General features: G+C 46.5%; 20 protein-coding genes. 5 read left to right on the forward strand and 15 right to left on the reverse strand.

Going from position 1 to position 21,429, the window contains the following annotated elements:
* Positions 1-34: 34 nt before the first annotated feature.
* A complete protein-coding gene (locus ESP131_RS16275; protein ID WP_083254826.1) occupies positions 35-1,474 on the reverse strand; it encodes an ankyrin repeat domain-containing protein in 1,440 nt (479 codons plus the stop codon).
* Positions 1,475-1,874: 400 nt separating this feature from the next.
* On the opposite strand from ESP131_RS16275, the gene ESP131_RS16280 reads away from it, so the two are divergent.
* Positions 1,875-2,069, forward strand: a complete 195-nt coding sequence (locus tag ESP131_RS16280) for a hypothetical protein (protein WP_133207773.1) — start codon at positions 1,875-1,877, stop codon at positions 2,067-2,069.
* Between the two features lie 53 nt (positions 2,070-2,122).
* Here ESP131_RS16280 and ESP131_RS16285 read toward each other — a convergent pair whose 3' ends face one another.
* The 3 genes from ESP131_RS16285 to ESP131_RS16295 all read right to left on the reverse strand — a co-directional run bounded on the left by ESP131_RS16285 (position 2,123) and on the right by ESP131_RS16295 (position 5,574).
* Positions 2,123-2,635 carry a VanZ family protein gene (locus ESP131_RS16285; RefSeq protein WP_069940983.1) on the reverse strand — a complete coding sequence of 171 codons (513 nt, stop codon included), beginning with the start codon at positions 2,633-2,635 and terminating at the stop codon, positions 2,123-2,125.
* A gap of 156 nt (positions 2,636-2,791) precedes the next feature.
* Positions 2,792-3,811 carry a Delta(5) desaturase DesA gene (locus ESP131_RS16290; protein ID WP_069940984.1) on the reverse strand — a complete coding sequence of 340 codons (1,020 nt, stop codon included), beginning with the start codon at positions 3,809-3,811 and terminating at the stop codon, positions 2,792-2,794.
* Between the two features lie 236 nt (positions 3,812-4,047).
* On the reverse strand, positions 4,048-5,574 hold the full coding sequence (locus ESP131_RS16295) for an FAD-dependent oxidoreductase (RefSeq protein ID WP_029342654.1): 1,527 nt from the start codon (positions 5,572-5,574) through the stop codon (positions 4,048-4,050).
* A 204-nt stretch (positions 5,575-5,778) separates the two neighbouring features.
* On the opposite strand from ESP131_RS16295, the gene ESP131_RS16300 reads away from it, so the two are divergent.
* A complete protein-coding gene (locus ESP131_RS16300) occupies positions 5,779-6,225 on the forward strand; it encodes a hypothetical protein (RefSeq protein ID WP_029342655.1) in 447 nt (148 codons plus the stop codon).
* A 44-nt stretch (positions 6,226-6,269) separates the two neighbouring features.
* On the opposite strand, the gene uhpT is transcribed toward ESP131_RS16300, so the two are convergent.
* The 7 genes from uhpT to ESP131_RS16335 all read right to left on the reverse strand — a co-directional run bounded on the left by uhpT (position 6,270) and on the right by ESP131_RS16335 (position 13,893).
* Complete coding sequence (gene uhpT, locus ESP131_RS16305) at positions 6,270-7,679, reverse strand: hexose-6-phosphate:phosphate antiporter (protein WP_023469436.1); 1,410 nt, start codon at positions 7,677-7,679, stop codon at positions 6,270-6,272.
* A gap of 35 nt (positions 7,680-7,714) precedes the next feature.
* Entirely contained in the window at positions 7,715-8,704 is a 990-nt protein-coding gene (locus tag ESP131_RS16310; RefSeq protein WP_051656300.1) for an ABC transporter substrate-binding protein, read from the reverse strand.
* The gene (locus tag ESP131_RS16315) at positions 8,701-9,477 is read right to left on the reverse strand and encodes a DUF3919 family protein (RefSeq protein ID WP_047392854.1); all 777 of its coding nucleotides are present in this window, start codon (positions 9,475-9,477) and stop codon (positions 8,701-8,703) included. Before ESP131_RS16315 ends, ESP131_RS16310 begins: the two co-directional genes overlap by 4 nt.
* Before the next feature lie 95 nt (positions 9,478-9,572).
* Positions 9,573-10,958, reverse strand: coding sequence for a HAMP domain-containing sensor histidine kinase (locus ESP131_RS16320; protein ID WP_047392850.1), 1,386 nt, complete (start codon positions 10,956-10,958; stop codon positions 9,573-9,575).
* A complete protein-coding gene (locus ESP131_RS16325; RefSeq protein ID WP_047392847.1) occupies positions 10,955-11,626 on the reverse strand; it encodes a response regulator transcription factor in 672 nt (223 codons plus the stop codon). The genes ESP131_RS16320 and ESP131_RS16325 overlap by 4 nt, the downstream gene beginning before the upstream one ends.
* A gap of 125 nt (positions 11,627-11,751) precedes the next feature.
* Positions 11,752-12,657: a hypothetical protein gene (locus ESP131_RS16330; RefSeq protein WP_029342660.1), complete on the reverse strand. Its 906-nt coding sequence runs from the start codon at positions 12,655-12,657 to the stop codon at positions 11,752-11,754.
* Positions 12,658-12,675: 18 nt separating this feature from the next.
* Positions 12,676-13,893 carry a hypothetical protein gene (locus ESP131_RS16335; RefSeq protein ID WP_069940985.1) on the reverse strand — a complete coding sequence of 406 codons (1,218 nt, stop codon included), beginning with the start codon at positions 13,891-13,893 and terminating at the stop codon, positions 12,676-12,678.
* An 84-nt stretch (positions 13,894-13,977) separates the two neighbouring features.
* Between ESP131_RS16335 and ESP131_RS16340 the strand changes: the two genes are divergently transcribed.
* Positions 13,978-14,718: a zinc ribbon domain-containing protein gene (locus ESP131_RS16340; protein ID WP_029342662.1), complete on the forward strand. Its 741-nt coding sequence runs from the start codon at positions 13,978-13,980 to the stop codon at positions 14,716-14,718.
* The gene (locus ESP131_RS16345; protein WP_047392838.1) at positions 14,715-15,398 is read left to right on the forward strand and encodes a hypothetical protein; all 684 of its coding nucleotides are present in this window, start codon (positions 14,715-14,717) and stop codon (positions 15,396-15,398) included. The genes ESP131_RS16340 and ESP131_RS16345 overlap by 4 nt, the downstream gene beginning before the upstream one ends.
* A gap of 46 nt (positions 15,399-15,444) precedes the next feature.
* Here the strand turns inward: ESP131_RS16345 and ESP131_RS16350 are convergent, their stop codons facing one another.
* The 3 genes from ESP131_RS16350 to ESP131_RS16360 are packed head-to-tail and all read right to left on the reverse strand — an operon-like array spanning position 15,445 to position 19,000.
* Positions 15,445-17,175: a zinc ribbon domain-containing protein gene (locus ESP131_RS16350; protein ID WP_029342664.1), complete on the reverse strand. Its 1,731-nt coding sequence runs from the start codon at positions 17,173-17,175 to the stop codon at positions 15,445-15,447.
* Positions 17,172-17,594 carry a zinc ribbon domain-containing protein gene (locus ESP131_RS16355; protein WP_029342665.1) on the reverse strand — a complete coding sequence of 141 codons (423 nt, stop codon included), beginning with the start codon at positions 17,592-17,594 and terminating at the stop codon, positions 17,172-17,174. Before ESP131_RS16355 ends, ESP131_RS16350 begins: the two co-directional genes overlap by 4 nt.
* Before the next feature lie 20 nt (positions 17,595-17,614).
* Positions 17,615-19,000: a TcaA 3rd/4th domain-containing protein gene (locus ESP131_RS16360; protein WP_047392833.1), complete on the reverse strand. Its 1,386-nt coding sequence runs from the start codon at positions 18,998-19,000 to the stop codon at positions 17,615-17,617.
* Between the two features lie 347 nt (positions 19,001-19,347).
* On the opposite strand from ESP131_RS16360, the gene ESP131_RS16365 reads away from it, so the two are divergent.
* Positions 19,348-20,115, forward strand: coding sequence for an Ltp family lipoprotein (locus ESP131_RS16365; protein WP_047392829.1), 768 nt, complete (start codon positions 19,348-19,350; stop codon positions 20,113-20,115).
* Between the two features lie 212 nt (positions 20,116-20,327).
* Here ESP131_RS16365 and ESP131_RS16370 read toward each other — a convergent pair whose 3' ends face one another.
* Entirely contained in the window at positions 20,328-21,419 is a 1,092-nt protein-coding gene (locus ESP131_RS16370) for a hypothetical protein (RefSeq protein ID WP_231925657.1), read from the reverse strand.
* Positions 21,420-21,429: the final 10 nt, after the last annotated feature.

Here is a 21,429-nt window from a genome sequence, read left to right on the forward strand (position 1 = left end):
CTCGATTCGTTCGAGAACGCCTGCGGTTGTTATGTTATAGTGTCTGCGCTGAGTTTTGCTTCAACAGCTCAATGATTTCATCGAGTTCATACTCTTGTGCCAACATAAGTGGCGTAAAGCCATCCGCGTTTTTGATCGACGGATCAGCGCCGTGCTCGAGTAAGAGCTTGACGGTCTCTTTCCCTTCCCCTTCAACAGCATGATGAAGAGGCGTGAACTTGTCGGCATCTTGTTGATTGACCATTTCGCCTCGCTTCAAGTATAGGTCGACGAGTTCATCGTTGTTACTAAAGACTGCCGTAATGAACGGTCGTTCGCCGAACTCATTGACAGCATCGACATCACTGCCTGCTGCAAGCAATTCCTTAAAGATCGATTCGAGTCCTGTGCTCGATTTCCGGTACCCGAGATAATGCAACGCCGTATCGCCATCGGCATCGACTGCCTTCATATCACTTTCCGGAATCAGTCGATGTATGTCTTCGAGCTTCCCTTTTTGAATCGCTGCCATCAACTCCGTCTCGTTGAGATTCTGACCATTCGTCTTCGTCGTGACGTTCTCGTCACTCGTTTCTTTTTTTGCCTCAATCGCCCCTTCGTCTAACAGCATACCTGCCGTCGTGCTAACGAGGAATATTGCCATTAGAATGCTACCTGCGACGACGAAGCCTTGACCATATCGAAAGAGTGGGCGCGGACGTTCGATTGGCTCACCCGTTAAGTGCAACCTTTCGAGTAAAGAAAGTTCGGTTCGTAACGCTTCATACAATAAGATGGAAAACGTCCGTTGCTTCCGTTTCTCCTCGACGTAGATAGCTGTATCTGTCGTTGCTAGAAGTGTTGGTCCGAGCACATCCTCAAACATGGCTTGTCGCGCGTATAAGGGCGAAACAAGTGGTAGGACCATCTGGTGACGGGTCCGAGCACATGCCCGCATGTAAGCCGGACGTAAAAACGGAATCCAACTGCCAATCCATAGTAAGATTTGCTTTTCCTGATGGTTCCGTTTGATTCGTGCCAGTTCAAGTAACAATCGGAAACGACGAATCTCTGTCAATTCTAGATACGACGTCGGTAGGACAATCAAATACTTTTGAAATAGACCGATAACGTGAGGTCGTTTTACTTCATTTTGGAAATAGATTTCTGGCATCCGCCATAGTTGCAACTGTTCTGTATGTATACGGATTTGCTCGAACAACTCTGGAAACTGCTCGGCACTCAAGCGAACTCCTTCACTTCGAATCCGGGAGACCCGTTGCCATTGCCGTAGCCAGAGTATTAACAATAGGATCACAAGACCCACCATCACATAAATACCGGGCTGCCCTGTTTCAAACACTAACCCAATGATGCCACCCACTGTCAAAATGGCGATGCTTAACAACAAACTAAAGTAGACGGTCTCTTTGCGGGTCACCGCTCTTCTGATCCGGTGCGCGGGATCAATCCGTTCTTTCGTCTCCTGCTCCATACGTCATCTCCCTCATCTATCACGTAATTCACCTATCACGTAATTCACCGTTTTCTCTTCCTTCTTATCTTAACGGTTATTCCCTCGAAGTTCCAAGGGAATCCTTTCCTGACATACCAAAAGAATATTCAGATAACTTATATTTTCACCTATTCTTTGATAACGTAACTTTTTTTCCTGATTATTCATTATATATGGAATAAAATTTCGCATATTCTATTTTAGAGCGATTTTTGTTGATTTTTCAGCATTCATACGCAATTCTCATAATAAAGCAACCTGTCGTTCGAACCACTATTTTTTTATTGATAGGTAGGACAAAAGTCACTTTTTTTGATTGCAGAAAAATTTGTAATACCATATAATAACTAATAGGAAGAAGAATATGGGAGTGGTTTTCTTGGGTTTATTTAATTTAATAAAAAAGGACTATACCGTCCAGTATCAAGTATTACGCGGAGATGAGATCGTTGATACGGATCGACTCAACATCCGGGCAGGCGATCACACGGCAGCACGAAAGAAAGCAGACAACATGTTAAGAAAAGAATTCGGACGTACTCAGTATAAGATTGAATGGGTACAACGGTTCTAATCGCTAAAATAACCCATCGCCTCAGTCATGATGATTGAGACGATGGGTTATTTTCATGCATGCTGTTGTTCTTGCTCCCGCACGATTCGATCAGCTTTTAAGTAAAGACGAATCGCTGTGTACAATACGATGCCAATCAATGCACCACTGCCATCGATCAATACATCGCCTACAAGCGGTGTTCGTCCACCCGTCAATTGCTGATGGAACTCATCCATGACACCAATCGTCATCGCTGCCGTAAAGGCAAAGAAGGCAGCTGGTAATGCTGTGTATCCTCGTGCACGTAAGAAATGTACGATGCTGATTCCAAGAATGAAGAACAATCCAGCGTGCATCCCCTTTCGAATGAAAAACTCAAGGAACGCTGCAGGTCCAAGCGACGCGACACTAATTGGAACTTCATAATGAAACGACACGAAGGAAAACGCATAAACCCAGTCGAGCGGGATATGTTGTGTCAAAAACGGAATCAAGGATTGTTGCTGGTACGTCATCGAACTGAAGACGAATAAGGAAAGTAAGATGGCTGCTCCTACATAAGCAGCAATGGGTATCCGGCGCATCCTGCACTCTCCTTTCTATTGAACATCCTACCATGGATGCTTATCGTGAACATACGTCAAAAGGCGGACTTATCTTTCTCTCATTATTTGTTGATTCCCTCTTTTGCTTCAAACACAACAAAAAACACCCCGTCCAAGTGGACGAGGTGCAGTTCCTCACAACGATGACGTCTTTGGTTCGCGTAAGAGGTGTTTGATGTCATGGAACGTTACGAACGTTTTGTTTTTCGCATCGTATAGTTTATAGCGAAGCGACTTCAGACTCGAGAATAAACCAATCTTCGTCGCCTTCTGAAGCGGTGGCGTCGAGACGTGTGCTTTTTCGAGATGATAGTTCGGAACACGTGGGCTGAGATGGTGGACGTGGTGGAAGCCGATGTTTCCTGTCACCCATTGCAAGACCTTCGGCAACTCGTAATACGAACTCCCTTCGATTGCCGCCTTGACGTAATCCCATTCACTTTCATCCTCGAAGTACGAGTCTTCGAACGTGTGTTGAACGTAGAATAACCAGATTCCAAGTACGCCTGCTGTGAACATCGTCGTTCCTTGGATGATCAAGAAGGCTTGCCAGCCGATGAAGTAAATCAGGATACCGTACAGGACGATAAGCGACGCATTGATGACATGTGTGTTGACTCGTTCTTTTTTGCGAGCATCCTTCCGGTTGAAGCGGCTCGAGACGAGAATCAATAAGAGCGGTCCAAGACCAAACATGACGAGTGGGTTCCGGTACAGACGATACTTGAGACGTGTGAAGCGTGACGCTTCGATGTACTCCTCAATCGTCATGACCCAGATGTCACCGACACCACGCTTATCGAGATTTCCACTTGATGCGTGGTGAATCGAATGCTCTCGCTTCCATTTCTCATACGGGAATAACGTCAAAATCCCGGTGATCGTACCGACGATAGCATTCGCCTTCTTATTCTTGAAGAATGAACCGTGCGTACAGTCATGGAAGATAATGAACATCCGGACGACGAATCCAGCAGCGAGGATCGCCAAAGGAATCGCGAGAAACACAGATAGCTTCAGGGCCTGATATGCCAGAAACCATAGGACGAGAAATGGCAGGATCGTGTTGATCATCTGCCGGACGCTGGCTTTGATGTCTGCCTTTTCAAACGGCGACACATGTTTGCGCAGCTGGGCAATCTTTTCTTTACTCATAGTGGTGCTTCCTCCTCGGGTTGTTTCAGCGTTCACGACGCTAAGTAAAATAGTGAAACTAAATATGAAACCAGTGAGCAGTGGTCGTGACGGTGCCTCTACAACACGATTCAAAAGCGGCACTCTAATTGTTTAGCGCTAAAATATTTTTGTTACCAGGTAATTATATCACATATTATAAATCGACTCCGGATTATTTTTAAAATAAAAAAAAAAGCAGAGACAAGTGCCTCTGCTTAATCGATTGATTTGAGTGGGTTGACGGCTGGTCCTTCTAGTACCTCTCCTGTCGGACCAAATCGTGAACCATGACACGGACAATCCCATGACCGTTCTGCTTTATTCCATTTCGTATCGCATCCCATATGGGTACAAGTCGTCGAGACGAGATGAAGGTTCCCTTCCGGATCCCGGTATCCACCGACCGTCTTGCCATGATGGGTGATGAGTCCTCCTTCGTCCGGCTGTAACTCGTCAGCACGACGACTTGCTTTCGTCAGCTTCCCTTTGACGAGCTCGATGGCGACGTCCGCGTTGTTCTTGACGAACTGCGTCGCATCCTTCGTCTTTAGCTTCGAACGGTTCGGATCAAATAAATGACGAAAACGATTTGGTGTTCCCGTCAATAAATCGCTCAACAATAGTCCGGCTGCGATACCGTTCGTCATCCCCCACTTCGCGAATCCGGTCGCAACAAACACGTTCGGATCACCCGCTGTCATCTGTCCGATATAGGGAATCTTATCGAGCGTGATCAAGTCTTGCGCTGACCAAAACTGTTCGAACGACTCGACATGAAACTCACTTCTCGCAAAGTCAGCAAGATGCTCATACCGTTGCATCGTTTCTGTCTCGTGACCGGATAAATGATTCTCACCACCGAACAGACCAAGCAGACGACCGTCCTCTGTCCGCGCGTGACGCAAAGAACGACTCGGTTGATCAGCACTTATGAACATTCCGTCCGGAAACGTCTCGTCGACATGACCCGATACGATATACGAGCGATGGACTTCGAGTTTTGAAAAATACAAGCCTTTGAAGTCATGAAACGGAAAATGGGTCGCGATGACGACCTTCTTCGCCTCGATCCGGTGACCGTTCTCAAGGATGACAGTTGGCGTCCGGTTCGACTCGAGCGATACGGCACGTGTCTGTTCATACAACTTCCCACCTTGGTGGACGATTTGTTCCGCAAGACCTTGAAGATATTTCACAGGATGGAACTGCGCTTGATCGCGCAGGACGACCGCTCGTTTGACATCGTACGGCAACTTACTTCGGACTTCTTCCGTCGCCTCGCCACCGTTCAACCCTAAGCGTTCATAGGCACGGACTTCTCGTTCCATCGCTTGCTCTTTTGAGTTCGCAACGTAGAGATAGGCGTCTTGCCTTTCAAGTTCACAGCCAATATCGAGCCGTTCCACTTGATGACGTAAAAACGTGATTGCTTCTTCGTTCGCTTCATAATAGAGTCTTGCTGATTCCTCGCCGACGGTTCGGATCAGCGTGTCATAGATCAAACCGTGCTGTGAGGAAACTTTAGCCGTCGTATAACCCGTCGTGCCGGCAGCGACGTCGCCTGCTTCGATCACGGCGACGTCGTATCCCCGTTCCGTCAATTGCATCGCTGTGACAAGTCCAGCAATCCCAGCCCCGATGATGACGACATCATGCTTGGCATCTTGATTCAAAGCTGGATAGGAAGTAGCAGGGGCACTTTGTTTCCAATAAGATGATGGAAATCCAGATAAGTAAGGCATCAAAAAACTCCTTTCAAAAAATACAACAGATCGACATGCTTAATCGTTCCCTGAACGATACAAAAACATGCGTAAATCATATTGTTTTTAAAAAGAAGCTCTAATTCATAGGGATTAATTTACTTTAGTAAAAGATAATATGGAATAATTAGGTTATAATTCAGTTATACTAAGGTTAAGAATCATAAGAGAGGAGTTTACTTCATGAAACTGGGGCGCCATATAATTGAGACCTTTCGTCGTTTTACGCTTGCAACAAGTATTGATGAATACGACCTTGCAAGTGTGCTGACAAAGGAAATTCCAGAGCTGACAGATATCTGTGTCACGATTCGACCAACTCACCTTCACCTTCAAGCCTCCGTACCGTTGACACGTTATGGTCTAGAGCGCGACTTACCTGTCGAATTGACGCTCCAATTGCGGGCAGTCGATAAACGTACCATCACATTCGAAGTCTTTGACGTCTGTCCTCACGATACCGAATCCTTTAATGAAACCTACCTCATTCGTCCACCTTATCTGCGTTATGAAAACCGACTCTTGACTGTCGATTTCTCCTTCTATTTTCCTTTCCGTCATGCCCGTTACCGCTCGATTCGTCACGTTAAACTGGAAGAAGGTTTTCTGCTTGCTTATTTGTCTCATTAAAAAAGGGCACCCTCTCCTAAATAAGGCGAGGGTGCTCGTGTCTGTTACGAACTCAACTTATCCGCTTGACGCTCCAGCAGTCCGAGGCGACGAATCTTTTTCTCCTCGACGACAGCGACGATCGCAAGGGCGATCAAACCAAAGAGTAATGCTGCATTGAAGATGACAAACGTGTCGCTCCAGCCGTGTAACGTAACCGAACCAATTGTTAGACCGTTCGTTTCCGGATCAGCGATTTTCGCTAGACCGACTTTTGCGATTGAATCACCGAACAAGTAACCGAACGTACCGACCATCCCGTTCGTGACCGTCGTCGCTTGTTTTGGTGCGAAGCTGATGACCGAGACACCGATCAAGAGCTGTGGTCCGTAGATGAGCGCACCGAGTGCAAATAGTGACGCGTAAATCATAAGTTCACTCGTCCCGTAACGATAACCGAGGACCGCGACGGCCGTCAGTAAGAGACAGATCGCTGCGACGAGCGCCCGGCGTCCTTTCAGTAAATCGGACACGTAACCCCAAATCATACTGCCGCATAATGCGCCGATCTCAAAGAAGAAGATCGTATTGACAGCACTCTCCGTGCTGAAGTGCAAGTGTTCCGTGACGTAGAGCGGCGCCCAGTTATCAATCCCGATTCGGACGATGTAAACGAAGACGTTCGCGATACAGAGCGTCCAGATCCATGGGTTCGAGATGACGTACGTTTTGAAGATTTGCCATTTCGTCATACTTTCAGCAGCGATGTTTTCCGGTTCGATCGGTTCCTCGAAGATTTCTTCACTCCGATTCCACCCGAGTTCCTCCGGATCATCCTTCCCGATGAACAGACCGACGATTCCGATGACGAGCGCGATCGCAGCTGGGAAGATGAACATCCCGACGACACTTCCGTTGAAGAAGACGTTCGCTCCCCACAGTGCGAGACCACCGGCAATTGCTCCACCGATGTTGTGCGAGACGTTCCAGAAGCCGAGGTAGCGTCCACGTTTTTCAAACGGTGTCCAGCGGGCGATCGTCGAATACGACGACGGTCCCCCGACCGATTGGAAGAACCCACTGAGTCCCCATAAAACCATCAATAAACCGACCGGACTTCCGCCGGCACTCATCAAGAGTCCCATCGCGGTGACGATTAAGGACGAGAGAATCAATAAGAACGAGATGACGCGTTTCGTATTTTTCCCGTCAACGAAGTAGCCGAGCAATGTTTTCCCGATTCCGTATGTAATCGAGAAGGCGAAGCCGATATAACCGAGTTCCGTCGTCGTAAAACCTAGTTCCTCTTTCAAGAGCGGTTGCGCTGCCTTGAAGTTGTTTCGGATGAGATACATCGCCATATATGAGAAGAAGACGACTAAGAATGCCTTTAAGAATTGCTGTAACCATTGTTTCCGTTGTACTTCGATTGGTATGCCGGCATTCGGCAATTTTTTGATGCTGAAGAAGCCCATCTTCCATTTCCCCTATCTGAATCAGAGTCTTCGCATCATTTGTCCTGGAGCTGATTGAATCGACGGAGGTAGTCCCGGTAATCGGCGACGATGTCCTGCCCGACGTTCTGCTGGATCGGTTGTGTCTTCGCGATCGCATAGGTCGGCGTACCGAATGAGACCTTCCTCAGAATCGCCTGACCGTCCGCCGAGAGTACGAAACGCATGAAGGCATTCGCCTGCTTTTGTTGCGTCCGTCCTTTCAGCTTTGAGATCGCGTTGATCGAGTACGTATCGAGTGGGATGCTTTTGACCGGATAATACTTTTCGCGTAGCGATTGTTGATCCCCGATGAAATTGACCCCAAGCATCGCTTCCCCACTGGCGACGTACGACGTCGGTGCAAAACCGTTCGCCGTGAATAGTCGCGTTCGCTCGATTAGCTCGCGTAAGACACCTTCCGACTTCGTTCCGTATCCGTCAAAGATCGCTTGCAGGATCGTCGCACCGGTACCGGAATGGTTCGGATCCGGCAAAATTAACTCGTCCTGATACCGTTTCGCTGTCAAGTCAGCGAGCGTCTTCGGATACGGTGCCGCCCCGAATCGGTTGTTCCAGACGTCCGTATTGATGACGATTGCGAGGCGTTCGACTTCGTAGCCGATCCAGTAGCGATCCGGATCCTGTAGTTCCGCTTGATCCATGTCGCTCGGGAACGGTGTCGACAACCCGCGTTGCTTGAGCGTCTGGTGGGCATCCCACGTTCCACCGATGATGACGTCGGCGCGCGGATGATCCGCTTCCTTCGTCACACGCCGGACGAGTTCTTCCGTCGAGAGGCGGACGAACTCGTACGTACAGCCAGCTTGTTCACAATATGATGACAGCAAGGCGCGACCGATATCCTCTTTCGCAGAGACATACGCCGTCAAATGCGGAACGGTTTCCCGCGCAGCTGTTCCCTGCTTCGTCTGTTCATTGTTGCGGACGATCCAAATGCTCATGAGACAAATGATACTCAGCAAGAAGAGCATTCCTTTTCTCATCGATTTGCCTCCTTCCCGGTCGGCAGGAGTTGTCCTTTTAAATAGAAGGTGTTTCCATTGTCATCATCCATGTACTGGACGCTGAACAATGTCTCATACACGGTAATATTCATTAAGTTGGCACGCTTGTTCTGCTCATTCTTGAACCGCTGGAGCTTGAGAATGCGCGGCTGTCCCTGACTGGCATCGAGTGCTTGACCGACTTCTTCATAGTCCGTCATCGGCTCCGCTTGCGTCAGGCGACGCTTGACGTCTTCTCGCTCACGTGCAGTCAAAGAACGAGATCGTCCTGCTGCATACACGATCACGACTTCCGCCTCAGCGAACTGACGCGCGAGTTGCTCTGGTTCGTGATAGGCGTTCAAGAAGCGTGCTTTTAATGTCGTCGTCTGAGTGCTAGGACGTTGCGCGACACATTTTCCATTTAGCGTCATGCTTTCCCCGAGCGAGAACGTCCACGTCGTTCCGTTTAAGAAACGGAGCGTTCCGGTAAACGTCGCCGTGCCCGCCGGACAAGTCCCGTTTGTCACCGTCTTCATTTGCTTCAATAGCGTCGTGATGCGCTGGACTTCCGTTCCGTCTTCTACCGTCTGCTCCCCCCACGCCCGGTGACGTAACGTCAACTCGGTCGGGAGTGAGTCATCGGAAGCATTCAGTCGTTTCGGTCCATCGAGGACGTGTAAGCGTCCGAAGACCGTCTGCTGAAGCAAAAGAAGACCGAGGACAAACAAGATGCCCATCAGGAAGAGATAAGCGATGGTCGATGCTTTCATGATTCCTCTCCTTGCTTGATTCTTAGATTACGTGGCAATTGTTTCGTAAATCCGGTCGAATTGTTTCGTAAATGTATCATTTGTAAGCGATTACATCATGTCTGATTCGCTAATCGGAAGGTCAATGTGATACGTGTTCCGCTTACATCACTTTCAAGTGCAAAATCGCCACCTTGTTCCTGCATCAGACGCCGACAGAGCGGTAGACCGAGTCCATTCCCACTCGCCGTCGTCAGACTATGTTGCTCCTTCTCCCATTCGGCAAGCACTGCTGGATCAACGCCGATTCCGTCATCCGTCATGATGAGTTGAAGGGTCGTATCCGTACTGACGGTTGAAAACGTCACCGACATCGCGTCACTGTATTTGACGGCATTCTCAAGAAGGTTCAATAAGACTTGTTTCGTCTGATCCGGTTGCCCGAGCACGTAGATCGGCGGAACATCCTGTTCAACTTGAATTCCTTGTCCACCAAGACGCAATTGCATGATGAATAAGGCGTCTGCGAGCAAGGTGTCGAGCGCGAACATCGTCGACGTCACGTGGCGTTCGTTGCGTTGTTGTTTCGCCTGTTCGAGATTATGCGAGACGAGTCGTAACAAGCGCTGGCTCTCGACTTCGATGTAGTGATAACAGTGCGCCGCTTCATCCGGCGGCAGCTTGGGGATCAATTCGACATAGCCCATGATCGCCGTCATCGGTGTCCGGAGTTCATGGGTGATGTGATCGATGAACGTCTGTTGGTCGCTTCGTTGTTGTTCGAGCTGTCCAATGTTGTGCTGGATTGCGTCAGCAAGCGTCGAGAAGTCCGCCGCCAGTCGGTTCAACTCCTCATATGGATACGTCGGTAACGCGTGCGCATAGTGTCCTTTCGTCAAGGCGTGCGAGACGCTCCGTAAATCATCGATCGGCCCGATCAACGTCTTTGCCATCCGCCGCGCTGTCCAAACAGCAATCACGATCAAGATCAGAAATACGCCCGTGAAAACGTAGGTGAATTGCCGCAGCAGTTCGGCTTCCGTCCTCAGATCAACAAGAAAACGGACCGAGCCGATGACGTCCGTTTTGCCATACAGCGGACTCGAGAAGAACAGCACCGGAACATCGGTTTCTTTCAGAAAGAGATAACTCGACTTCCCTTTTAACGCTTGATCGATGTCTCCCGCGAGGAGCGGCAATTGATCGCGTTCCGAATCAGCGAGCAGTTCTGCGTTTGGTCCAAACAGTTGGACACGCGCATCGAATCGGTCTGCGAGATAGGAAGCGATCGGGACTGCCGTATCGGCGAGCGAGTCCGTCTCTTCACTTGCGAGGTAGTTCATCGTGTAGAGATCCGCTTCCCGACTTAGTTTTTGGACGGACTCGACGGCGTTCTCGTATAGGTTCGATTGGATGAAGGCATAGAGAATCAAGAAGAGGACGAGCAATGCCGGAACGAGGAGCAAGACGAAGTTTTCCGTGATGACTTGACGTAGCTTCATGCGTCGACCCACTTGTAGCCAACACCGTAAATCGTCTTGATCCGTTCGCCTTGTGCTCCGAGTTTCTTCCGTAAGCGCTGGACCATGATATCGACGGCGCGGGTCTGACCCGAGAAGTCAAAGCCCCAGACTTGTTCGAGCAGTTCATCTCGCTCGAAGACCCGTTTCGGATGCGTCAGGAAAAGTGCGAGCAATGCATACTCCCGGTATGTCAGTGGTAACGGGTGACCGTCGAGCCGAATGACTCGTTCTTCGGGATCAACAGATAAGAATGGATCACTTGCGACAGGTACCGGTGGCGCGACCGCCTTCGTGCGTTTCAATAGATTTTTGACACGCAAGACGAGCTCCGTTCCGTTAAACGGTTTGGTCATATAGTCATCCGCTCCGAGCTGCAGCCCGATGATTTTATCGTTCATCTGATCACGTGCTGTCAGCATCAAGATCGGTAAGTCAGGCGTCGTCTGTCGAAGTTTTGGAATCAATTCGAAACCGGTCGTATCCGGTAGCATCAAATCGAGGACGATCAAATCAAAGGTCTGTGTTGCCTGCAAGGCGAGTGCTGCTGCTCCATCGGCTGCCGTCTCGACCGTCTGACCATCAAGCTCGAGTTGCAGTTTGACGAGATGCCGGATGCTCGCCTCATCATCGATGACAAGAATATGCATAGGAATTCCTTCTTTCTAGGCAGGTTTTTCTGTCCCCTAGCGTATCATGAAATCGTTTGCAATCCCATAATAAGAGGAACAACGAAAAAAGCCAGTTCCTACAACAACTAGGAACTGGCTCGTACTTATTTCACTGTAAACTTCATCGTAATAGCATCACTATATGCGTCTGGTTCGAAGTGCCATTTTTCAACGCCAGTCTTAATCGCTTTAAATCCATATCCGTCGAGTTGTAACTTTCCTTCTCCTGAAGAAAATGCCCGATAGACGTATGGATTCGTATCCTTCGTCGATTTACGAACGATTCCGAAACGTTGCCCTTTTTTGAGTGTCATCGTTTTGCCACTCGTCAGATGCGTGCTACCGCCATAATAATCGAGCGTCATATAGTTAGAGACCTTCCCGGCAACAATCCGGTCATCCGCTCCTGTACCGACTCGATGCTTCAGTGTCTTTCCGTTGTAGGAGTAGACATCATGAACGATCGTCATCGAACCGACATAGAGTTTTTTATCTTTAATTAGCGCCCGACCGAACGGGTATGCTTCTTTTGATTCGAACATCTTTTTGATCATCTTACCATCCGTTGAACCAATCAGGATCGGCACGATGTAACCCCCGCTTCCACCAGATGGTCCGATGACAAGCTGTTCTTTTTTCGTATCGAGTAGTTTTCCTTTCGCCCGGACATCATAATAGTCTGTATCTCGATCTGTATACGTATAGATCGTTGTCCATTTTTTCTTCTTCGCGTCATACTTCTGAGCTTTACCGATGACATCATTCATATATGTGTTCGAGTTGAATCGTTCATACAACGTAAATGTCTCAGGATACTTGCCACCTAGTAGATAGACAGACCGGACATCGACCGGTTTATAACCACCTGATAGTTTACTTTTCTTTAACGCCGCGAGTTGACGATCAACGATCGTTTTTTCCGTCTTACTGAGTGCTGCTACCGAATCACTTGCTACTGGTAGTGTACTGATGATGAGACCAAGTGCTGTTGCTATAACTACTTTTTTCATTTGAACTCCTCCTTACAATTAATATGTCGTCGTATCGTTTTGACTGAAAGTTTTCAGTTCTTCCGAGTCGGTGATATACCAGCGCTCGTCATCCAGGTTGTACTTCAAATAATACTTGAAAGGTACGTCTTTTCCTGGGTTTTCTTCAGCAAGTGAACCGTCTTCTTCTTTTAAATAATCTCCATCATAATAACAAAGTGCTTCGACCGTCGCGGTCAGATTGGTCGCGACTTCACTGACAGTGATAGATGCTGGTGAATATTCGACTTCGTCCAAGTACCCTTCCCAATAGACGCCCCTTTTGTCCATGCTAGCGTAGTAGCCTTGTTGCTTATTCAAGTATGCAGATGATGTAAACAATGTGAACGCCGACGTATCTTTATCGATATACGCCTGCTCCCACTCTTTGGCATGTTGATACACTGTATCAACGATATCTTCTTTAACCGATTCTCGAACTTCCATGCCTCTACCTGTCGCTGAATCCGAGAGCGACTTCCGCTGATCGACGAGCCAGTCTTGACCTGACTTTACAAGACTTAGTTCCCAGACGATCGTGCTACCCTCGGGGCGTTCGTGCAGATACGGCTGATAGGACCGGGAGGAATAGTCGACCGTCGCTTTGACTGTCGCCTTATCTCCTTTGATCGTCATATCATTTTGAGGAATATCATTGACCGTCAGTACACCGTCAAAGATATAGCCACCTGTGACTAAATCATCCAAACTCTTTTGGAAGTTCTGGTTATATGTGTCTGTACTGACGGACAGTCCTTTGACACTTCGTTCTGTCAAAGCATCTTCAAGTTCCCGGAAAAAGAGCATTGAAATATCTTGGACGTCCTTATAATCCTGATTAGACAGTTCCTCCGAATCTGTTTTTTTCGTTGTATCCGTCGATTCTGATTTTTCCTGACTTGCCTTCTCTTCTTCCCCAATGACGAACGAAGCGTCCTGATTCTTCTGTTCGACCGCCTGAGGCGTCTTTTCCTTATTTAAAAAGAAATACGTTCCGGCTCCTGCAGCGAGCAACAGAACGAGCGCTCCAATCCCAATCGTTCGTTTATTTCGTTTGTTCTTTTGTTTCTTTTCGTATTTTATGACGACGTACGCTCGCTCGATTTCCGTCCGTTCTTCGGAGTCCTCCGGATGTGCTTCAAGCTTTTCCGAGTATGCTTGTTCCAGTTCTTTCATCGATGAGGTACGCGATATTCCTAGGCGTTCGTATGGATCCATGATTTCCTCTCCTTTTATTCAAAAAATTGTTATTTTTATATTTATTTTACATTATAATGACGAAGATAAGAAAGGAGTGCTTTTATGTCACATTGTTCAAATTGCCAGACTCCGATGAATGATCAGATGATCTTTTGTCCAGTTTGTGGTCAAAAAAATAGTCACACGCAATCCCGTTCCTCCAAAAAAGCGTGGTTCATCGGATTGCTGATTCTGTTGCTTTGCATCGGTGGAGGTGCCTTCGGTTATTTGAAATATCAAGCTGCACAACCATTGTTTCAGACGAGTGAGCTGACTCATGACGCAGCAGATGTCGATCAAGTCTTGCCGCAAGGCTTCTCAGCGACGAGGTTAGCTGACGACGAACTCGAGGAGTACCTCACTTTTGAATCAGCATCACCCGATTCCCTGTACCGCTTTCTCAGTACCTATGCCAAGCGTCTTCCTTCGATTGAGAACGAAGGTGGCGATGACTGGCAGTATTATGATTCGTCAATGGACGAATACATATCGTATGCGGACTTATTTTATGGAGACGATGATTTGACGGAAGATGAACGCGTACATTTCGGCGATCGCCTTGCCTTTTCAGAAGAATATCCGACGAGTTACGTTGCCTTACAAGACATGACGTTCGATGCCGTCAAAGTCATCGATAAAAATCACTTCCATGTCGAGACGACGGAAACATACGACCGACACGATTTCGAGATGGAGAACCAGCCCTCGCATCGTGCCATCGTCGAATATGAGATCACGTTCCAAGACGATCGATATAGCATTACTTCGATCAAACGAACTTTCAAGAAGGAGACTACATCATGATGACACGTGTACTTCCTCTCCTCTTCATAGCCGTCGTATTAAGTGGCTGTAGTAACGATTCAGCAGATCTCTACTTGAAGCAAAGTGCTCAAAGTACAATGGCTGGAGATCTTTTCGATGAACAACAATGGCGTGAGAAGGCGCGTACGGAAGGTACGACGGACAAACGGCTCATCGCACTGACGCAACAACAGGAAGCTTTTCGTGACCTTGAAGCCGCCTTGTTCATGAATCAGACGACAGATGCCCTTCGCTACGCAGAACGGGTCATGAACCAGACGTTCGGTGACAAAGCACTCGCGAACGAGGCGGCTCGTTATCACCGGACACTCGGTAAAGTCGAAAAAGCGTTCAATGATTTAGCCGGTAGCTATGCGTACTCGACAAGTGATCAAGGCGAATATGAGCAAGATTATACGGATGCGACGATCGATGTCGTGACACGTCCGAATCGCGAGGCAACACTGACGATTCATGACGCCCGTGATTATGAAGGACAACCGCTCGATGACTATACGTACAGCGGACGTTTCAATTCCGACAACACCTTGATGCTCTACTTTCACGAGTCATCTTTAGAAATCAGGTTTAATGAAGACGGGAGTCTGACATTCCGTGCTTCTGGTATCGAAAAAGACTCTTACATTGAATTTGAACAAACAACTAAACAATCCTTATGATAAAACGCTTGTCTTCGCAAAAGGAGACAAGCGTTTTTATTTGGAATCATCCTTTTGTATCTTTGAAGCGGTTCAATCCGTATCCCACTAATCCACCGAGGAATGGGAAGAGGAAAAGCATGAACGCATTCCACCATGTCAAAGTAGAAACGACGACACCGGCTAGGACATCGTTATCCCATTGCAGTTCAAACCGTGTTTGTGTGAAGTACGCTAGAATGAGTCCACCAATCATGAAGACCCCAGCATAAATCGCAACATTCGGTAACGTCCGAATCCAGCGGAATCCGATTCCGATATGGATGATGAACATCAGTACAAGCGCAATCAAGCCGTAAGGAGCAACACTTGAACTGAGCAATTGCTCTTCTTCAAATGGAGTGGAGGCATTCGCGATTTGAGCGAAGCGTGTTAAGAGCCCGACATCTACCGTTTCATCAAAACGTGTTACTTTCGGATCGAGTGTTGGATCTTCTCCGTTTTCAATCTGGTTCCCGATGATTCCTTGAATCCGACTCAGATTCGAAGCTTCTCCCGCTTCTTCCACTGGTCGTTGCAGATCATTCAAACGGTCTTCGCCATATAAGGCCGCACCTAAACGGAAGTCTTCCGTCAAAACGGTCATCTTGAAATCGACTTGTCCCGCTTGCGACATCGCGTAAAGCGGAGAAGCACCACTCAAGAGAACGAGGCTTGCTGATTCACCAAATTCGACTTCGTCCATTTCATCGAGCTCGTTTAGATAATACAATTGTCCGAATGACGTCAGCAGGACACCAAACAAATAGACGCTCATTAACGTCGTCGCAGCGATCCGCCCGACTTGCCAAGAACTACGCAGATCCGTTTGACCGATGAATTGGAACAAAAGGACACCAGCGAGCGCTAGAAGGAAGATCCGAAGCATTCCTATGACCAGATGTAGATCGAAGATACCGAAATCTGTCGCAAACAATCCGACGACCAGCGTAATCAACGATAATGTCAGGGCAAAGACGACAGCACGTTCGATTCGCTCATTCCACGATGTCGTCTTGACTCCGATGACACCACCTCGTTCCAGTAACCACGCACTCCCAATCAATAGAAGCAGACCCGGTAAGGACAGCAAGAAATGTCCTGAGAAAATATGAAAATCAAGTTGATCGATCGCTTTTTGAATATCAGAGAACTGTTCTGCATCGTTGCCTACCACTTCTGTAAGGAAGCGTGATTTCAAGTCTTCACTTGATGTGAGATTTAGACCAGCAAGGGCAACGAAAGCAAGGAAAAAGAACATACCGAACGTACTAAAATCATCTCCCATGTTTTGTTGAACAGTCTTGATTCCTTCTAATGCCGGGTTATCACTGAGGAGACCGAGCATGACGAACAATAAGACGACGATTGCAGCAAAACAAATGATGGCAGCGATACTACCGATCGCAAGACTCGGATTCCCAAACGAGAAATCGAATCGTGATATAAATGCGCGTCCACGCTCTTTCAACGGGAGATTCACGTTCCAATCCTGCGACTTCCACTTCTTACGAATGTCGTCCATACCTGGAAGACGATCTACAAGTGAGCCTTCTGACGTCGCAGCGATGAGGCGCGAATGTCCACAATTCGGACAGTACGACGCACGACCATCCATTTGTGTACCACACCCGACACAAAAATGCGCAGCTTGTTCGAAGCGAATCGGACGGGCTTGCTTATCGAGCGACGTCCCGTCTACTTCGCAATACTGGGCGTGTGGAGCATGTGCTTGACCACAGGTCGAACAATACTTCATACGCGTTGCCCCATTTCCGATCCGCAGCATGTACAGAAATGCTGATCATTACGTTGTGGTGTATGACATGTCGTACAGGCGACTTTCGTTTGTTCGTTCTCACGTGGAACGGACGTGCCGCATTTCCCACAAAACTTCGCGCCTGGCTCAAGTGGCGTCCGGCATGACTTACATTGCTTTTGTGCAGCTTCGACTTCCATCTCGTCAATCCGTGACAAGGCACCGAATACGAGTACTTCTTGTGCAAGAATGTCCTCGATTTCTTGACGATGCCCTTCGCTCCGCAGCTTCATGTAATGACGCTCTCCGATTTCGTACAGCAAGCGTCCTTTTTCACGTCGTGCTTGCTCCGCCTGCTCCTGTAATTCTTTTGCTGTCATCCCTTGAAAACGTGATCTGACTGATTGCCAATCCATCATCTGTGTAGCCTCCCTTGTTCTTATTTAATACTCGTTGCCTGTTGAATCCTGAAACTTTCCTCGTAGCTATCCTCACTACTTTCATACGTGAACAAGTAGCGGAAGAGCGACTTCGATGTTGTTTTTCCTGGCGATTCACTATCAGGCGTATACATTTCACCCCGAATATAGGTTGTCGCCATGACTTCGATACCTACCGAATCCCCATATTCGACGAACTTAGCTGAGGGACGATCAATCGACGCATTCATGAACTCTCCGTCCCACTCCAAGTCCTTTCGGCTCCAATCGTCATAGTTCTTTTGTTGTTTCGCAAGATAGGAAGCATCATCAACGAGTGAGAAATAACTTGTATCTTGATAAGTTGCCGCATCAACCCAGTCAGAAGCATGCTGCTCGACGGCTTCTTGCAGTTGGTTCAAAACGTTTTCTGATGGTTCGAACGTGAACATCGCTTTTTTCGTATCTGGTTTGACGACAACCTCACCCGATGTTTCCTCACCCCAGGGGAATGAATTTTCAATCGAGAGTTTAATGCCGTTCTTCGGGATTGGTCCATAGTTCTTCAAATCTGATACTCGTTCTGATGTCGATTTTCCATCAACAATCAAAAAGGCATCCGGATACGTCTGGTCGAGTTCGACCGCATTTCCTTTTAAAGTGATTTCGTATTTCCGATCTGCAGCGTCAAGCGTCAACGGATTGATTGTCACATCGCTCGACTCTTTTCCGTATTCGCCATCATACGCGATCTTGGCATCCGTCAATCCTGGATAGACGCCGTCCATCATGATGCCCTCCGCCGACGCTTTACTACTTTCCGTTCCGACCGGATTGACGAGCGTCACCTTCGTTCCTTTAAAATTACTGATGACTTCCGTTTTGACACTATCGAGGCGCAGACGATAATCCTTGAAGATCCCGAGCTGGCGACCACTCGCTACGATTTGACCAGGAACATCACTTTCGTTTTCTGCTTGAATCGACACACCGGCCATCAATAAATAATCCATGAATGATTTCTTTTGTTCCGGTGTCTCTTTTAAGGCATCTAAAAAGCGTTGCGCCATCTTCTGATCAACCGGTTTTCCGTTGAACTCCGTATGCTCAGCGAGTAATGTAGCGTCACCAGAGCGAATCGCATCACGGACCTTATTCGTCGTCGCTTCGACCGTGAACCATTGTGTCGCGAGTCCATAATAGGCACCACCTGCTACGACCAACAATCCAACTGTTAAAAGAACGGCTTTTGCAGACTTACTCATTTTTTTAGAGCGTACAGGTCTGACGTCGCGTTCTTTTTCTAAAGGTTTTGCGTGTTCTACGTGATGTTCCAAGGCGTCACCGCAACTCGGACAAAACTTCAGACCACGTTTTGCAGCATCCGAACAATTCACACATGCCATATGTCCTACTCTCCTTCTGTTTTTTAATTTCATTTAAGTAAAAAATAGCCATAGAAAATAATAACACGTTTACTCATAAATTACTATTTTTGTAAAAATAATTTTGTTTTCAGACTGCTTATTGACTAAAATCAATATTTTAAAAGATTTTTTTACTTATTCTAAAAACGATTTATACATATTAAACGCTATCTTTCCCTCTAGTGTTCTCTTGATGAATGAGAAAACTTAGGTAAAATTCATATCCTACTAAACATATTCAATTATCCATTTTTTAAAATAATGAAATTCCAATTTATAGTCATGTATGCTATTTTTTATGTATAAAAGATATAAGGGATAAAATAATGCAATCATCTACTAAACCAAAACGTAAATTCTATAAGAAATGGTGGTTTTGGTTAATCGTACTTCTTATTTTTGTAGCAGCAGGAAACAATTCAGAAGATCAGGCGACTCCAGCCAAAAAAGAAACATCAGCAAAATCAACAGAATCAACCACGAAAACGTCTTCTACTACAAAGGCAAACGACACGGATAACGAAACGACTGCACCATCGAATTCAGAAGAGGACGGGGTTGCTGTGGAGGAAGAAGCTATCGTAGAAGATACTTCTACAGAAGACACTGAAGTAGAGGAAGACTCGACACCTGATGTTCCAACAGAATATCTGTCAGCGCTAGACAAGGCGGAATCGTATGCGGAAACGATGAACATGTCAAAAGCAGCCGTTTCGAACCAGTTGACGTCCGATTATGGAGAGCAGTTTTCAAAGGAAGCTGCAGCGTATGCGATCGAAAACATGAGTTTTGATGATTGGAAATCAAACGCACTCAAATCAGCTGAGTCTTATTCCGAGACGATGAGTATGTCGAAGAAAGGCATCTACGCGCAGCTGACATCCGACAGCGGTGAGAAGTTTACAAGTGAAGAGGCACAGTATGCGATCGATACACTTGATGCCGACTACAACCAGAATGCCCTTCAAAAGGCAAAGGAATACCAAGAGACGATGAGCATGTCGCCTGAAGCGATTCGAGATCAACTCTCATCGGATTATGGAGAAAAATTTACAGCGGAAGAAGCGAACTTTGCAGTCAGTCAACTGAAATAATATTTTCCACCCTGTTCTAATTTGGAATGGGGTGATTTTTAATTAGACTATCTCGTTGGTTGTGCATGGTTGAAATGAATCCTCTACATAAACATAACTGCACAAAAATACCCCTTGATCATTAAATGACCAAAGGGTATCAAAAAACCTTCTTATTCCATTACAAAATAAAGTGTTAAACTACTCTATCTCTTACGGCATGTGGAACAACGTTAGTTTCTCAACTGGGAAACGATGTTGTCGTTAGACAACTCTTTCTTCATTTTCCGAGTAATCAATAGCTTCACGAATCGTTTGTTCAACACAATCAAGAGTGACAATAGAACGACTAATCCAGCGACCATTATCAGAAGTGGCTGCATTCCCATGTATTTCCACATCCCTACTGCAAATAATGCAATCAGAGCATAGGAATACATATATATTTTTTTATTCATGGATTCGATGGTTGAATAAAATTGTCGAGAAATTTCTTTACTCGATAACCCGTTGATATACAACGACAACAAGTCTCTATTTAGTGTTTTGATCAGTGCATTTAAACTATTTCTATAGAAGATAAAGACGATAGCAAGCAACACTACTTGGAAGAGTATCAACAGATACATCGACATTTTAGATCCTGTTACAAGTTTTTCTAATCCTTCCGCTTGATAGTATACATATGCTTTTTCTTCATCAAACATGTTATTAAAATCTTGTACGAAATCGTAGATATGCTCTGTTTTCGTAATATTGACTAACAACGACTTAGCACTAGAATAATTATCTGATTTACTTATTTCTTCAGCTAGTTTCGCGCTAGTTTGAGGTGCTAGATAACATTTATCCTTTAAAAAGAAAATACCTGACCCTTCATAATAGGATTGTTTTAAGGATAACGGTTTGTTCTCCATATCCGTGAACTTCAACGTATTCCCTTTAAATGAATCAGGTAGAATGATTTCGTTTCCTTTGACCGATTTATGATAGTTGATAGCATCTCGTGTCGTTGGATTTAGCGTCAGACAGTTCATGAAATCCTGTTCACCGTCGCCATTTGAATACGATAATGGAATCTCATATTCGTACGACAAATCTTTAACGTTATCCAACTTTTTTATCTTTTCTGTATCGTACGTAAACTCACCGTTTTTAGTGTATCCGTTAATGAGTACCATGGAAAGCCGCTCGTTGTTTAAAATGTTATTTCGAATATTTTCTGTTGAGATAAAAATTGTAAAAACAGAAAACAATAGTAAAATGATGAGGAGAAAATTTAATGTAGTCAATTTTTTTAGCTGTTTCATATACTTCTTCTTCATGTAATGAAAA

The organism is Exiguobacterium sp. U13-1, from assembly GCF_001750115.1.
Lineage (GTDB): Bacteria > Bacillota > Bacilli > Exiguobacteriales > Exiguobacteriaceae > Exiguobacterium_A > Exiguobacterium_A acetylicum.

Coding starts and splice junctions, on each gene's coding strand:
- ESP131_RS16275 (WP_083254826.1), bottom strand. CDS start 1,474: ATGGAGCAGGAGACGAAAGAACGGATTGATCCCGCGCACCGGATCAGA.
- ESP131_RS16285 (WP_069940983.1), bottom strand. CDS start 2,635: ATGCGCCGGATACCCATTGCTGCTTATGTAGGAGCAGCCATCTTACTT.
- ESP131_RS16290 (WP_069940984.1), bottom strand. CDS start 3,811: ATGAGTAAAGAAAAGATTGCCCAGCTGCGCAAACATGTGTCGCCGTTT.
- ESP131_RS16295 (WP_029342654.1), bottom strand. CDS start 5,574: ATGCCTTACTTATCTGGATTTCCATCATCTTATTGGAAACAAAGTGCC.
- ESP131_RS16300 (WP_029342655.1), top strand. CDS start 5,779: ATGAAACTGGGGCGCCATATAATTGAGACCTTTCGTCGTTTTACGCTT.
- uhpT (WP_023469436.1), bottom strand. CDS start 7,679: ATGGGCTTCTTCAGCATCAAAAAATTGCCGAATGCCGGCATACCAATC.
- ESP131_RS16310 (WP_051656300.1), bottom strand. CDS start 8,704: ATGAGAAAAGGAATGCTCTTCTTGCTGAGTATCATTTGTCTCATGAGC.
- ESP131_RS16315 (WP_047392854.1), bottom strand. CDS start 9,477: ATGAAAGCATCGACCATCGCTTATCTCTTCCTGATGGGCATCTTGTTT.
- ESP131_RS16320 (WP_047392850.1), bottom strand. CDS start 10,958: ATGAAGCTACGTCAAGTCATCACGGAAAACTTCGTCTTGCTCCTCGTT.
- ESP131_RS16325 (WP_047392847.1), bottom strand. CDS start 11,626: ATGCATATTCTTGTCATCGATGATGAGGCGAGCATCCGGCATCTCGTC.
- ESP131_RS16330 (WP_029342660.1), bottom strand. CDS start 12,657: ATGAAAAAAGTAGTTATAGCAACAGCACTTGGTCTCATCATCAGTACA.
- ESP131_RS16335 (WP_069940985.1), bottom strand. CDS start 13,893: ATGGATCCATACGAACGCCTAGGAATATCGCGTACCTCATCGATGAAA.
- ESP131_RS16340 (WP_029342662.1), top strand. CDS start 13,978: ATGTCACATTGTTCAAATTGCCAGACTCCGATGAATGATCAGATGATC.
- ESP131_RS16345 (WP_047392838.1), top strand. CDS start 14,715: ATGATGACACGTGTACTTCCTCTCCTCTTCATAGCCGTCGTATTAAGT.
- ESP131_RS16350 (WP_029342664.1), bottom strand. CDS start 17,175: ATGAAGTATTGTTCGACCTGTGGTCAAGCACATGCTCCACACGCCCAG.
- ESP131_RS16355 (WP_029342665.1), bottom strand. CDS start 17,594: ATGATGGATTGGCAATCAGTCAGATCACGTTTTCAAGGGATGACAGCA.
- ESP131_RS16360 (WP_047392833.1), bottom strand. CDS start 19,000: ATGGCATGTGTGAATTGTTCGGATGCTGCAAAACGTGGTCTGAAGTTT.
- ESP131_RS16365 (WP_047392829.1), top strand. CDS start 19,348: ATGCAATCATCTACTAAACCAAAACGTAAATTCTATAAGAAATGGTGG.
- ESP131_RS16370 (WP_231925657.1), bottom strand. CDS start 21,419: ATGAAGAAGAAGTATATGAAACAGCTAAAAAAATTGACTACATTAAAT.